Source organism: Testudinibacter sp. P80/BLE/0925, assembly GCF_053570785.1.
The window spans coordinates 231,879-244,760 of the sequence record NZ_CM131636.1 but is presented as its reverse complement, the minus strand read 5'-3'; the positions used below and the strand labels follow the sequence as shown (position 1 = coordinate 244,760).

The window sequence follows — 12,882 nt, the reverse complement described above, 5'->3', positions numbered from 1 at the left end:
TTCCAAATCAGAGGATTTTTTATTTACAATGTCAATAAATGGCGGTTTTTCTCTAACGTGGCTTTGCCGATGCCGGAGACATCGCTCAGTTGATCAATACTGATAAAATTGCCGTTTTTCTCCCGATATTCGACAATCGCTTCCGCTTTTTTGGCGCCGATGCCTAACAAGCCTTTTTCTAACTCTTGCGCGGTGGCGCTGTTCAAATTGATTTTTGCCGCAACGGTTTCAACAGTTGTTACCGCACTTGGGGCAGCGGCTTTGGTTTTATCGGCGAAAGATGGGGCGCTGATCATCGTGCCCAATAATGCCAACAGTGATAATTTTTTAAGATTTGATTTTAAACTCAACATAAAATTTCCATTATAAAGAAAAGGTTAATCAATAAAAAACGCCGTCGTTCATATCGGACGACAGCGTTACTTTGCCTTTATTTCATGCTTATGCCGAGTTCGGCGGAAAACTTTCTGAATCCGGATCGCAAAATTAACCAAAAGTGCGGTCAAGTTCTTGCTTATTGCACTTCTTTAATGCGCAGCTCGCGCGGCACTTCAAACACCGTATTTTCTTCGCAGCCTTGTAAATCCTCCACGCTGTCAACGCCCAACTCACGCAGGCGGCTGACCACTGATTGCACCAACACCTCCGGTGCGGAAGCGCCGGCGGTAATGCCAATCACGTTGATGTTTTTTAACCAATTTGGATCAATATCATCGGCATCGTCAATCAGTTTTGCCGGCACGCCCATACGTGAAGCCAATTCGGCTAAGCGATTGGAATTGGACGAGTTTTTCGAACCGACCACCAGCACTAAATCCGATTGTTGCGCCAATTCGGCCACCGCATTCTGGCGATTGGTGGTGGCATAGCAAATGTCATTTTTGCGCGGACCTTGAATCGACGGGTATTTCCGTTTCAAATTGTCGATAATCGAACTGGTATCGTTAATCGAAAGGGTGGTTTGGGTCATAAAAGTTAAATCGTCAGTTTGATTCAGCGGCAGATTGGCAATATCCTCCACTGATTCCACCAAATAAATGCCGCCGTCTTGATTGTCATATTGTCCCATTGTGCCTTCGACTTCAGGGTGTCCCTGGTGTCCGATCAAAATCGCTTTGGTGCCTTTGCGGCTGGCGCGCGCCACCTGCATATGCACTTTGGTCACCAGCGGGCAAGTGGCGTCGAATACTTTCAACCCACGTTCTTTCGCCTCTTGCCGCACTTGTTGCGAGACACCGTGTGCGGAGAAAATCACGATTGCACCGTTCGGCACTTCGTCCAGCTCTTCCACGAATACTGCGCCACGCTCACGCAATCCGTTGACCACAAAGCGGTTATGCACCACTTCATGCCGCACATAAATCGGTGCGCCGTGAATTTCCAACGCCAGTTCGACAATACTGATGGCGCGATCGACGCCGGCACAGAAACCGCGCGGATTGGCTAAAATAATCTTCATTTTACATCCTCTTTGTCTTTCGGTTTCTCAGGATTGACGAAATAATCCAAAATCAACAAACCGGCGCCCAGTGTAATCGCAATATCGGCGAAATTGAAAATCGGGTAATGATAAATATCCCAATAAAAATCCAAGAAATCGACCACGAAACCGTGGTAAGTGCGGTCAACCATATTTGCCAAGGCGCCGCCGATAATCAGGGCATAACCGCTATTTGCCAGTTTTTTATTGAAATCGCTACGTGCCAACCAGTAAATTAACAGTGCCGAAATGCCCAACGCCAGCGCAATAAAAAAGTATTTCTGCCAACCGCCGTGATCGGCTAAAAAACTGAATGCCGCACCGTAGTTGCGCACATAGGTCAGGTTGAAGACCGGCAAAATGTTGATACTTTCATACAGTTGGAAGTTTTTTACCACGATCCATTTGCTCAGTAGATCGAGAATAAAGGCAACCGCACTTATCCATAAAAACGGCAATCCGCTTTTCTTTTTCATTGATGACACCTCTAAAATGGCAAAGACGCTTTTGCTGCATAAAGCGAACAAGCGTCTTGGGTTATCATGTTTATCGAAATACGCTATAGAGGGGCGGATTAACTATCCGCCCGAACCAAATTTTATATTTTTCCATTGCAGATTAAATGCTTATACCGCACTTCGTAAACGGGCGGATAGTTAATCCGCCCCTACTTTGTCTTATAAATCAATCTGATGTACTTTACGTTTACGTTACGCAAACTTGCGCACTTCGCCTTCGCCGGCAACGTTTTCCACACAGCGACCGCACAAATGCGGATGTGCCGGATTCAAGCCGATGGTGTCGGAGTAGTGCCAGCAGCGCGGGCATTTTTCCTGTGGTGAGCGGATCACTTTCACCGCCAAACCGTTCAATTCACCCACTTCGACATCGGCTTGCGCCAACGGTTTTACTTCGGCTTTCGAGGTAATCAATACAAAACGCAATTCGTCGCCCAACTGTTGCAGCAACGGTTGTAATTGTTCATCGGCATAAACGGTCACTTCCGCCTCCAATGCCGAACCGATCACCTTGTCATTACGCGCCAATTCTAGTACACGGTTGACTTCCGACCGCACTTTAACAATTTGCTGCCAGTAAGCGTCGTTCATTTGCGCTTGTGTATCCAAAGCGAATAAGCCGTCGTAAAACTCTTCGGTAAACACAAATTCGCCACGCTCGCCCGGCAGATATGACCAGACTTCATCGGCGGTAAACGACAGAATCGGCGCAATCCAGCGCACCGCCGCTTCGGCGATATGGTAAAGTGCGGTTTGGCAGCTACGGCGCGCGAGGCTGTCGGCTTTGGTGGTGTATTGGCGATCTTTGATAATATCCAAATAGAACGAGCCCATCTCGATTGAGAAGAAGCGCATTAAGCGTTGCACGACCAAATGGAATTGATAGCTGTCGTAGCTTTCCGCAATCTCTTGTTGCGCTTGCAATGCGCAATCCACCGCCCAGCGATCCAATGAGATCATCTCGTCCGCTTGCACCATGTCAGTCTTCGGATCAAAACCGTTCAGGTTTGCCAACAAGAACCGCATGGTGTTACGGATACGGCGATACATATCGGCGGTGCGCTTAAAGTGGTCGTCCGACACCGCAATTTCGCCGGTGTAATCGGTCGAGGCAACCCATAAACGCAGAATATCCGCACCGTAGGTGTTCATCACTTTTTGCGGCTCAATGATATTGCCGATCGATTTCGACATTTTGCGCCCTTGCGCGTCAACGGTGAAACCGTGGGTCAGCACTTGGCGATACGGCGCTTTATTATCGGTGGCGGTGGAGAGCATTAACGAGGACATAAACCAACCGCGATGTTGATCCGAACCTTCCAAATACATATCCGCCGGCTGCCCGTTGAATTCAGGACGTGCCGCAACCACCGTGGCATAAGTTGCGCCGGAATCGAACCACACGTCTAAGGTATCGGGCACACGGCTGTATTGATCGGCTTCGTCGCCCAACAATTCTTTCGGATCCAGATCCCACCACGCTTGAATACCGCGCTTTTCCACGCGTTTTGCGACTTCTTCCAACAATTCCAGCGAACGCGGGTGCAGTTCCTCGGTTTGTTTATGGATAAACAACGCCATCGGCACGCCCCAGGTGCGCTGACGGGAAATACACCAGTCAGGGCGGTTTGCCACCATGGTTTCGATCCGCGCTTGCCCCCAGTCGGGAATCCATTGCACGCCTTTGATTTCGTTGAGTGCCGCTTGGCGCAAACCTTGGGTTTCCATGCCGATAAACCATTGCGGCGTGGCACGGAAAATAATCGGGGTTTTGTGTCGCCAGCAATGCGGATAGCTGTGCGCAATTTTTTGCATTTTCAGCAACGCGCCGGTTTCTTGCAATTTTTCAATCACCACCGGGTTGGCTTTAAACACATTTAACCCGGCAAAAAATTCGGCTTTGTCGTTGAACGAACCGTCGTCATTGACTAAATTCACCATTTGAATGCCGTATTTTTGCGCCACATTGTAGTCGTCCAAACCGTGATCCGGCGCGGTGTGTACCAAGCCGGTACCAGCTTCGGTGGTAACGTGATCGCCCAAAATCAACGGCACGCTGTAGGCATAGAACGGGTGGTTAAAGCGCAGCAATTCCAACTCCGCGCCTTTTGCCTCGCCGACAACCGCATAATCGCTCATGCCTAATTCTTTGGCGACGCTTTCAACCAACTCCTTAACCAAGATTAAGCGTTCAGTTGTTTCACCGTTCACTTGCACGAGTTGATAAGTCAGTTCAGGATTGATCGAGATCGCTTTGTTTGACGGCAACGTCCACGGCGTGGTGGTCCAAATCACCGCGGAAATCGTGCCGTTACCGCCGGCGTTAAATTTCGCTGCGACCGCACTTTGATCTTCCGCGGCAAAACGCACATAGATTGACGGCGATTTGTGTTCTTCATATTCCACTTCCGCTTCCGCCAATGAGGAGGCGCAATCCAAACACCAATGCACCGGTTTATAGCCTTTGTACAGATGGCCGTTTTTAATCACCTTGCCTAAGGTGCGGATAATATTGGCTTCGGTGTCGAAATTCATGGTTAAGTAAGGATTATCCCAATCGCCTAAAACCCCGAAACGGATAAAGTCGGCTTTTTGTCCTTCCACTTGCGACGCGGCATATTTGCGGCACTCTTCACGGAATTGCGCCGCGCTAATTTTTTGATTCGGTTTCCCGACCAAGCCCTCGACTTTCAGTTCAATCGGCAAGCCGTGGCAATCCCAACCCGGGATATACGGCGAATCATAGCCAAGTGCGGTTTTGGATTTTATGATGATGTCTTTCAGAATTTTATTCACCGCATGTCCGATGTGCAGCGTGCCGTTGGCATAGGGAGGGCCGTCGTGCAGGATAAAACTTTTTTTGCCTTTCGCCGCTTGGCGGATTTTTTGATACAGCGCTTGCTGATACCAATTTTCCAACATTTTCGGCTCACGCTTTGCCAAATCCCCACGCATCGGAAACCCGGTTTCCGGCAGATTGAGGGTGTTTTTGTAATCAACTGTAGTTTCAGACATTGTGTATTCCATGTTTTTAAGCAAATAATCGCCACATTATACGCAAAGTGCGGTGGGTTTTCGATAGTTTTTGGATAAGTCGTTATAGAAAAAAAGCAGGGCTGGAAAACAAAAGTGCGGTTTTGCAACCGCACTTGAACTCACTCTTTCTTCATCATCTGCATGAGTGTACGATAATTATTACAGCCGGGTTGGTTTTGGTTATCGCAGGCTTTACGGTACCAGATTTCGGCTTGTTTGAAATCCTGGGTCACGCCGAGCCCCTCGCTATACATCACGCCCAGACTGTTTTGTGCCGGCGGACTATTTTGCTCGGCGGCTTTTTGCAGCCAGTGCACGGCTTGTGCATAATCGGCTTTCACGCCTTGTCCGGCGCGGTACATCAATCCGAGATTATATTGTGCCGCCGGGTAGCCTTGATCTGCCGCTTTTTGAAACCAACGTAGCGCTTGCGCATAATCTTGTGCGACCCCTTGTCCGTCATAGTACAGCAAACCAAGATTAAATTGCGCCAAGGTAAATTCCTTATCCGCGGCTTTTTGAAACCATTGCCGCGCTTGCTGATAATCCGGATTTCCAGCCTTCCCGTCACGGTACAGCACGCCGAGGTTATATTGTGCCAGGGTGAAATCTTGCGCAGCGGCTTTGTGATACCAGTACAACGCTTGCGGATAATTCGGGGGCATCGCTTGCACATCGCTATACAGCGAGGCGAGATTATACTGTGATTTGGCGTCGCCTTGTTCTGCCGCTTTTTGAAACCAATGCCGTGCGAGCGGGTAGTCCTGTTTAACGCCTTCGCCTTCGCGGTATAACACGGCGAGCGCATATTGCGCTTCAGCCAGATTTTGTTCGGCGGCTTTTTGCAGCCACTGTGCGGCGAGTGCATAATCTTGTTTAACTTTCAGATACAGGTAGGCAAGGTCAAATTGTGCTTTGGCATGGTTTTGCTCAGCCGCTTGTTGCAACCAATACAGCGCCTGAGAATAATCTTGTGGAACACCAATACCGTCACGTGATAGCTGCCCAAGCGCATATTGCGCCTCGGCGAAGTTTTGCTCGGCAGCTTTTTTAAACCACATGACCGCTTGCCGATCACTCTCTGTGCCGCTGTCAGACAGAAAATAGTGATCGCCCAGCTCAAATTGAGCTTGCGCATCGCCTTGCGCTGCACGGGTTTGCAACTGTGCCAATGATTTCGCTTGTGCGACTAACGGTAAACTTAATACTAAAGCCAAAAGTGCGGTATAAAAATATTTCAGCATAAATTCCTCATCCTAGATTAAACGTTTAATTTGAAGATGCGCAGTCTGATCGTGGGACGGTTGCGGATGTTGGCAACTTGATGGCGCCGACCGCACTTTGATCTTTAATAACCTTGTTCACGGAGTGTACGGTAATTATCACAGCCGCTCTGTTCACTGTTGCCACAAGCTTTAGCATACCATTGTTTTGCTTTAATAAAATCTTGTCTTACCCCTTGCCCATTACTATAGAGAACACCCAGATTATTTTGTGCCTGAGGATTGCCTTGTTCTGCTGCTTTTTGATACCACTGTATGGCTTGTCGGTAATCTTGTTTTACTCCCCGCCCATCATCATACATCATACCCAAATTATATTGGGCTGAAGAATGACCTTGTTCCGCTGCTTCTTGATACCATTTAACGGCTTTTTGATAATCCTGTATTATTTCCGATTGCTCATAGATAACGCCTAAATTATATTGTGCTACAATATCGCCTTGTTCCGCCGCTTTTTGATACAATTCAACAGCTTGGTGATCATCTCGCGTTACCCCTTGTCCATGGTTATACATAAAACCTAAATTATTTTGTGCATAAGCATGACCTTGTTCAGCTGCTTTTTGATACCATATTGCGGCTTGTTGGTAATTTTGTTCAACGCCTTCACCGGTATTATATATCACGCCTAAATTATATTGTGCATCGACATCGCCTTGTTCTGCTCGGACTTGCAATTGTTCAAACGATTCCGTTTGCGCGCTTAACGGTAAACTTAAGCATAAAGTCAAAAGTGCGGCATAAAAGTATTTCAGCATAAATTCCCCATTCAAGATTAAACGTTCAATTTGAAAAAATCTTTCGCAGTTTGTACATCATTGGCGATCTGTTGTTTCAACTGTTCAAAATCGGCGAATTTGATTTCGTTGCGCAGTTTATGCCGCAATACGACTTCGAGCGGTTCGCCGTAAATTGCGCGTTGAAAATCGAAGATATGCACTTCCAGTAGCGGGCGTGTGCCGCCATCGACGGTGGGGCGGTTGCCGATATTGGCAACGCCGAAATGCTGCTGACCGTACTTGTCGATAATTTCGACGGCGTACACCCCTTGAATCGGATTGACTTGGCGGTGCAGGTGGATATTGGCGGTGGGGAAGCCGATGGTGCGTCCCAATTTTTTGCCGTGCGCCACTCGTCCGCGAATGCTATAAGGTTTGCCTAACATTGTTTCCGCCAAAGCGAGATCATCATCGGCAAGGGCTTTGCGGATTAAGGTGCTGCTAATCCGTTGTGCGTGCAGCGCAAAACTATCGTTGTTTTCTACCGTGAAACCGAATTGTTTGCCTGCGTGTAGCAAGGTTTGGAAATTGCCTTGCCGTTGTGCGCCGAATTGGAAATCATCGCCGATACTGAGAAATTTGACTTGTAATTTATTGACCAAATAATCTTGAATAAAACGTTCGGCGGAGAGACTGGCAAAAGTGCGGTTAAAGCGAATGCACAGCACATAATCGATTGCGGCTTGTTGTAAAAACATGAGTTTATCACGCAAACGCATTAAGCGTGCCGGGGCATTTTCGGCGGAAAAAAATTCGTTCGGTTGCGGTTCGAACAACATCACCACCGTCGGCAAGCCCAGTTGCCGCGCTTTTTGTTTCAAGTGGGCGAGAATCTGTTGATGTCCCAAATGACAGCCGTCGAAATTGCCAATCGTCAGCGCACAGCCTTGTGGCAGTAAGGGTAAATTATAAATCCCACGGATTAATTGCATACGATATTCCAATCAAAAGATAGCCCGAAATTAATGGCGGAAATGCTGTTTGCGCACGCCGAACAGAGCCAATAAGATAAAATAAACCAACGCCGCGCCGAAGATCAACCAAGCCAACCAATGAATACGTTGAAATAAACCCATTGACGCCCATGCGTTCAGTGTCGGTGAGTAATAGAAAATAAATGCGCCCATGCCGAGTGCCGCCCCTAAAAGGCGCAGCGCAAAGATTACGGTGGTTTTGCTGAAATGGTACACACCGTCTTTTGCCAGCCCGTGATAGAGCAGATATGCATTCAGGGTGGAAGACATTGCCGAGGCAATCGCCAAGCCGACATAACCGAACGGAATCGCCAACAGGTTAAAGCCCATATTGCTCACCATCGCGATAATGCCATAGCGCACCGGCGTTTTGGTGTCTTGCCGGGCGTAGTAGCCGTTGGCGAGAATTTTGATCAACATATAACTCAGCAGTGCGCTGGTGAACGCCCATAACGAATACGAAGCGGCGATCACATCACTCAATAAAAAACTGCCGCGCATAAACAGCACCATTAACATCGGCTGCGCCAAAATCGCAATCCCGATTGCCGCCGGAATGCCGAGCAGCAAAATCATACGCACGCCCCAATCCATGGTATCACGGAAGGCTTGGCTCACGCCGAGTTGATCGGTATCTTTATTGACATGGTGGCGTGCCAGCGTTGGTAAAATCACCGTCGAAATCGCAATGCCGAACAAACCAAGCGGAAATTCAAGCAGGCGGTCGGAATAGTACAGCCAACTGATCGAACCGGTCATCAGAAAACTGGCGATAAAGGTGTCTAACAGTAGGTTGATTTGGCTGACCGACACCCCGAACAGCGCAGGAATCATCAAAGTGCGGATCTTCTTCACGCCCGGATCGTTCCACGCCCATTTCGGTTTCACCAGCATGTTGGCTTGTTTTAAAAATGGAATTTGGAATAAAAATTGCAGCAGACCGCCAAGGAAAATCCCGATTGCCAGTGCCATATCCGGGCTTTCCATCCGCGGCGCAAGCAAAAGTGCGGTGGCAATCATCGCAATATTGAGCAACACCGGCGAAAACGCCATCACGCCGAATTTGCCGAGGGTGTTTAAAATCGCCCCCGACAACGCAACCAGCGTGATAAACCATAAATAAGGAAAGGTAATTTTTAACAACAATGAAGCTTGTTCATATTTATAACCGTCCGCGCCGCCGTTGAGCCAATCCATGAACCAGCCTGTGCCGAAAATCGCCGCAATCACCGGCGAGCCGACCATCGCAATGACGGTGACAATCGCCACCAAGCCGCCGAGCGTGCCGTTCACTTTGGCGACAAATTCTTGCGTTTGGCTGAGATTACCCTCTTTGCGGTATTCCGCCAACACCGGAATAAAGGCTTGCGAAAACGCACCTTCGGCAAATAAACGGCGCAAAAAATTGGGGATACGGTTGGCAAATAAGAAAATATCGGCAGCCGCGCCGGCACCGAGCAAATTGGCGATCACCACGTCGCGGATTAAGCCGAGCACGCGCGACAACAGGGTCATGCTGCTGACGATGATGCCGGATTTCAATAACGGTTTACTCAAAACGGGATCTCTGATGTTGTGATAAGGGAATAGTTGTGGCTAATTGTATAGAAAATTTGTTTTTTAGCTATATTCCACACAAAAAAACTGCTAAAATCGCCCCCCTATGTGTGAAATAACGTGTTAGGTAGAGCGTGCGAAGTCGGGAATGATGACGAAAGCGGCTCTTTTGTCCGAACCCTGTTTTCGCTGTGGCTACAACCCTAAATCGTGTCTTGTTGCGGCAATACACGGCGATAACGAACAAAGTGCATATTACTATTTGGCAAACGCATATTGACAAACGCATAGAAAACAGGCATATTCTACGCCTTTATTTTTATGTCCATTTTTTACAGAAATTTTTGGGAGTTTGACCTTGGCTAATATCAAGTCAGCGAAAAAACGTGCGATTCAATCTGAAAAACGCCGTCAGCACAATGCAAGTCAACGTTCTATGATGCGTACTTACATCAAAAAAGCCTACGCAGCCGTAGCGACCGGTGACAAATCCGCAGCCGAAACCGCATTTGTCGAAATGCAAAAAGTGGTGGACAGAATGGCTTCTAAAGGCCTGATCCACGCGAACAAAGCTGCTAACCACAAATCTAAATTAGTTGCGCAAATCAAAAAATTAGCCGCTTAATTTAATTTGTCGTTAAACAGATTTTAAATAAAAACCGCACTTTGAATCGAAGTGCGGTTTTTTATCACCTCAGAATCACGACTAAGCTTTAAACCGTCGCCGTTTGGAATGGAAACGCTGTGCCGAACCCGGCTTGCTTTGTCCGCCGACCGCACTTTTGTTTTCTTGGGTGATAATCAGGATTTTCTGCCGTTTACGCAGGAAATAGTGAATGCTACTGGCGAACAGCGCCCCGGCTAAGAAGATGATAATCAATTCGCCATAAAGGTGATGGAATAGGGCGTTGATTTTATCTTGCGTGGTTTGCCCCCCGTATTGGGTATCGAACGTCACGCGCAGATAGCCGAGTAAGCCGCGCGTCGAGGAATGGATTGGTTCAACAATTTGTTGTGTATTGCCGTTTTCCTGATTGTCGGGATTGTCCAAGCCGATACGATCGCGAAAATTAACGTTGTTGCCGCTTTGCGCCAGAATCACGCCTTGTGCCGAATAAACCGTGGCATCGAGCACGAATTCTTGTAAGCGGAATTGATCCAAGCTTTCGCTCAGACTTTCCGGTTTCGCATTATTTGCCAACAACACCGACATCAGATTCGCCTGTTGCCGCACCAAGGTGTGCGACAGATAGGAGACTTGATTGACACTGGCGAGCTGCGAACCGACTTTAAATTGGTTCACGCCGTACAGAATCACGCTGGTAATCGCGCCGCAAGCCAAGATAATCATCAGCAATAGTACCGATTTGATGACCTTTTCTTTGTTTAAATAGACCAATGCCGCCTCTTATAAATGTTCAAATGCGTGAAATTATGCTATTAATACCGTTTGATAAGAACGGAGTATAGCATAGTAAAACAACTTGGAACGAGTATGCCGCAACACAATCTCAATACGATAACCGATTTTTGCACAAAATTACCGATCGCCTTGAACGGTGAAGCCGGCGCAGCAAGTGCGCTTCGACCGTTTGTGCTGTACGGAAAAACCTTAGACAAAACCAGCCTGTTCGCCTTTGCCGAGCAGATACAACAGCCGTTACTGCTGTGCGATGTTTGGCTGAGCGAGCAGACGCTGGCGGTGATCCTAAAAGGCGATTATCAATCAGAGTGGCGCAATATCGCCAATCAACTGGGCTGCGATCTCGCACCGTTAAACGGCGAAGTGCAGTTGCAAACGGCGGGTTTATTGGTAATGGATATGGATTCCACCGCGATTCAAATCGAATGTATTGATGAAATTGCCAAGCTGGCTGGCAGCGGCGAGTTGGTGTCGGCAATCACCGAACAGGCAATGCGCGGCGAATTGGATTTCGAGCAGAGCTTGCGCCGTCGGGTCGGCACATTGCAAGGCGCGCCGGAGCAGATTTTACAGCAAGTGCGGTCTACATTGCCGCTCATGCCGGGCTTGGAGCGGTTGTTGCAAGTGTTGCAACGGCACGGTTGGCGTATCGCAATTGCCTCAGGCGGCTTTACCTATTTTGCCGATTATTTAAAACAACGCTTAAAGCTGGACGCAGCGGTGTCCAATCAGCTGGAAATTATCGACGGCATATTGACCGGGCAAGTGATCGGGCAGGTGGTGGACGCAAACGTTAAAGCGCAAACCCTTAACCGTTTGCGTGAACAATTTGGTTTAAGCAAGCAACAGACCATTGCGATCGGCGACGGCGCAAATGATCTGCCGATGTTGGCGCAAGCCGGTTTGGGCATTGCGTTCCATGCCAAACCGAAAGTGCAGCGGCAGGCGCAAGTGGTGATTAATCACGGCGATTTGACCGCACTTTTGTTATTATTAGACGCCAATCAACGTTTGCAAACGTTATAAATATTAAAAACCATAAATTTGAGCATAAATTTGAGATTGAGGAGAAAGAGAGTATGCCTTCTTTTGATATAGTATCCGAGGTAACCGCACACGAAGTGCGCAATGCGGTGGAAAATGCCAACCGTGATTTGAGCAACCGCTGGGATTTCAAAAACGTACACGCCACGATAGAGCTGAATGAAAAAGAGGTCAAAATCAAAGTCAGCAGTGAGTCGGATTTTCAGGTCGAACAGTTGTTGGATATTTTGCGCAACGCCATGATTAAACGCGGTATCGAGCATAATTCGTTGGATATTGACGAACAGTTTGAGCACAGCGGCAAAATTTACAGCAAAGAAGTGAAAATCAAACAAGGGATTGAAAGCGAGATGGCGAAGAAAATCACCAAGTTGGTGAAAGACGCCAAAATCAAAGTGCAAACCCAAATTCAAGGCGATCAAGTGCGGGTGAGCGGCAAATCCCGCGATGACTTACAAGCGGTGATTCAACTGGTCAAAGGCGCGGAGTTGGGGCAACCGTTCCAATTTAATAATTTCCGCGATTAATTGGCGTTGCTCAATTCTTTATTCAGGAGGCAAAATGACAGAAGCAAAGAGTGCACCACAGAAAAAAAGCTGGTTTAAACGTGCATTGGATAAATACGACGCGTTTTGTAAAGAGGTGGGCGCGGATCAGGGCGGCGGTTGCCGTCGTTGTGTGCCGATCGTCAGACAAGATCCGGAATTAGAGAAGAAAACACCACCAAGCGAAAATAAATAGCTTGTTATTGTTTTACTATTGATAATAGCCCTGCTTTGGTTTGCTTT

13 protein-coding genes are annotated in these 12,882 nt (G+C 47.9%); 4 read left to right on the top strand and 9 right to left on the bottom strand.

Annotation, left to right across the window (positions count from 1 at the left end; translation table 11 throughout):
• Positions 1–23: 23 nt before the first annotated feature.
• From ACWA5Z_RS01150 to murJ, 8 genes are all read right to left on the bottom strand, one after another.
• Entirely contained in the window at positions 24–353 is a 330-nt protein-coding gene (locus tag ACWA5Z_RS01150) for a ComEA family DNA-binding protein (protein ID WP_431053510.1), read from the bottom strand.
• Between the two features lie 161 nt (positions 354–514).
• Positions 515–1,459 carry a 4-hydroxy-3-methylbut-2-enyl diphosphate reductase gene (ispH, locus tag ACWA5Z_RS01145; protein ID WP_431053509.1) on the bottom strand — a complete coding sequence of 315 codons (945 nt, stop codon included), beginning with the start codon at positions 1,457–1,459 and terminating at the stop codon, positions 515–517.
• Positions 1,456–1,956 carry a signal peptidase II gene (gene lspA, locus ACWA5Z_RS01140; RefSeq protein ID WP_431053508.1) on the bottom strand — a complete coding sequence of 167 codons (501 nt, stop codon included), beginning with the start codon at positions 1,954–1,956 and terminating at the stop codon, positions 1,456–1,458. The genes ispH and lspA overlap by 4 nt, the downstream gene beginning before the upstream one ends.
• Before the next feature lie 234 nt (positions 1,957–2,190).
• Positions 2,191–5,013 carry an isoleucine--tRNA ligase gene (gene ileS, locus ACWA5Z_RS01135; RefSeq protein ID WP_431053507.1) on the bottom strand — a complete coding sequence of 941 codons (2,823 nt, stop codon included), beginning with the start codon at positions 5,011–5,013 and terminating at the stop codon, positions 2,191–2,193.
• A 140-nt stretch (positions 5,014–5,153) separates the two neighbouring features.
• Positions 5,154–6,278, bottom strand: coding sequence for an SEL1-like repeat protein (locus ACWA5Z_RS01130; protein WP_431053506.1), 1,125 nt, complete (start codon positions 6,276–6,278; stop codon positions 5,154–5,156).
• Between the two features lie 104 nt (positions 6,279–6,382).
• Positions 6,383–7,075 carry a tetratricopeptide repeat protein gene (locus ACWA5Z_RS01125; protein ID WP_431053505.1) on the bottom strand — a complete coding sequence of 231 codons (693 nt, stop codon included), beginning with the start codon at positions 7,073–7,075 and terminating at the stop codon, positions 6,383–6,385.
• Positions 7,076–7,092: 17 nt separating this feature from the next.
• Positions 7,093–8,028, bottom strand: a complete 936-nt coding sequence (gene ribF, locus ACWA5Z_RS01120; RefSeq protein ID WP_431053504.1) for a bifunctional riboflavin kinase/FAD synthetase — start codon at positions 8,026–8,028, stop codon at positions 7,093–7,095.
• Positions 8,029–8,058: 30 nt separating this feature from the next.
• Positions 8,059–9,627, bottom strand: a complete 1,569-nt coding sequence (gene murJ, locus ACWA5Z_RS01115; protein ID WP_431053503.1) for a murein biosynthesis integral membrane protein MurJ — start codon at positions 9,625–9,627, stop codon at positions 8,059–8,061.
• A gap of 358 nt (positions 9,628–9,985) precedes the next feature.
• Between murJ and rpsT the strand changes: the two genes are divergently transcribed.
• On the top strand, positions 9,986–10,252 hold the full coding sequence (rpsT, locus tag ACWA5Z_RS01110) for a 30S ribosomal protein S20 (RefSeq protein ID WP_431053502.1): 267 nt from the start codon (positions 9,986–9,988) through the stop codon (positions 10,250–10,252).
• Positions 10,253–10,333: 81 nt separating this feature from the next.
• Here the strand turns inward: rpsT and ACWA5Z_RS01105 are convergent, their stop codons facing one another.
• Positions 10,334–10,978 (bottom strand): YtjB family periplasmic protein, encoded by a 645-nt coding sequence (locus tag ACWA5Z_RS01105; RefSeq protein ID WP_449343125.1) that lies wholly within the window; start codon positions 10,976–10,978, stop codon positions 10,334–10,336.
• 144 nt (positions 10,979–11,122) lie between these two features.
• Here ACWA5Z_RS01105 and serB point away from each other — a divergent pair, with 144 nt between their 5' ends.
• From serB to ACWA5Z_RS01090, 3 genes are read left to right on the top strand one after another with little or no spacing between them, the layout of a single operon-like run.
• Positions 11,123–12,076 carry a phosphoserine phosphatase gene (serB, locus tag ACWA5Z_RS01100; RefSeq protein WP_431053500.1) on the top strand — a complete coding sequence of 318 codons (954 nt, stop codon included), beginning with the start codon at positions 11,123–11,125 and terminating at the stop codon, positions 12,074–12,076.
• Positions 12,077–12,129: 53 nt separating this feature from the next.
• On the top strand, positions 12,130–12,621 hold the full coding sequence (locus tag ACWA5Z_RS01095) for a YajQ family cyclic di-GMP-binding protein (protein WP_431053499.1): 492 nt from the start codon (positions 12,130–12,132) through the stop codon (positions 12,619–12,621).
• 34 nt (positions 12,622–12,655) lie between these two features.
• Positions 12,656–12,835, top strand: a complete 180-nt coding sequence (locus ACWA5Z_RS01090; RefSeq protein WP_431053498.1) for a DUF5363 domain-containing protein — start codon at positions 12,656–12,658, stop codon at positions 12,833–12,835.
• The last annotated feature ends 47 nt before the right edge of the window (positions 12,836–12,882 follow it).

What these genes read in the sequence shown, in the direction of transcription:
- ACWA5Z_RS01130 (WP_431053506.1), bottom strand. Translation starts at nt 6,278, where the DNA reads ATGCTGAAATATTTTTATACCGCACTTTTGGCTTTAGTATTAAGTTTA.
- ileS (WP_431053507.1), bottom strand. Translation starts at nt 5,013, where the DNA reads ATGTCTGAAACTACAGTTGATTACAAAAACACCCTCAATCTGCCGGAA.
- ACWA5Z_RS01105 (WP_449343125.1), bottom strand. Translation starts at nt 10,978, where the DNA reads ATGATTATCTTGGCTTGCGGCGCGATTACCAGCGTGATTCTGTACGGC.
- ispH (WP_431053509.1), bottom strand. Translation starts at nt 1,459, where the DNA reads ATGAAGATTATTTTAGCCAATCCGCGCGGTTTCTGTGCCGGCGTCGAT.
- ACWA5Z_RS01090 (WP_431053498.1), top strand. Translation starts at nt 12,656, where the DNA reads ATGACAGAAGCAAAGAGTGCACCACAGAAAAAAAGCTGGTTTAAACGT.
- ribF (WP_431053504.1), bottom strand. Translation starts at nt 8,028, where the DNA reads ATGCAATTAATCCGTGGGATTTATAATTTACCCTTACTGCCACAAGGC.
- serB (WP_431053500.1), top strand. Translation starts at nt 11,123, where the DNA reads ATGCCGCAACACAATCTCAATACGATAACCGATTTTTGCACAAAATTA.
- lspA (WP_431053508.1), bottom strand. Translation starts at nt 1,956, where the DNA reads ATGAAAAAGAAAAGCGGATTGCCGTTTTTATGGATAAGTGCGGTTGCC.
- ACWA5Z_RS01095 (WP_431053499.1), top strand. Translation starts at nt 12,130, where the DNA reads ATGCCTTCTTTTGATATAGTATCCGAGGTAACCGCACACGAAGTGCGC.
- ACWA5Z_RS01150 (WP_431053510.1), bottom strand. Translation starts at nt 353, where the DNA reads ATGTTGAGTTTAAAATCAAATCTTAAAAAATTATCACTGTTGGCATTA.
- ACWA5Z_RS01125 (WP_431053505.1), bottom strand. Translation starts at nt 7,075, where the DNA reads ATGCTGAAATACTTTTATGCCGCACTTTTGACTTTATGCTTAAGTTTA.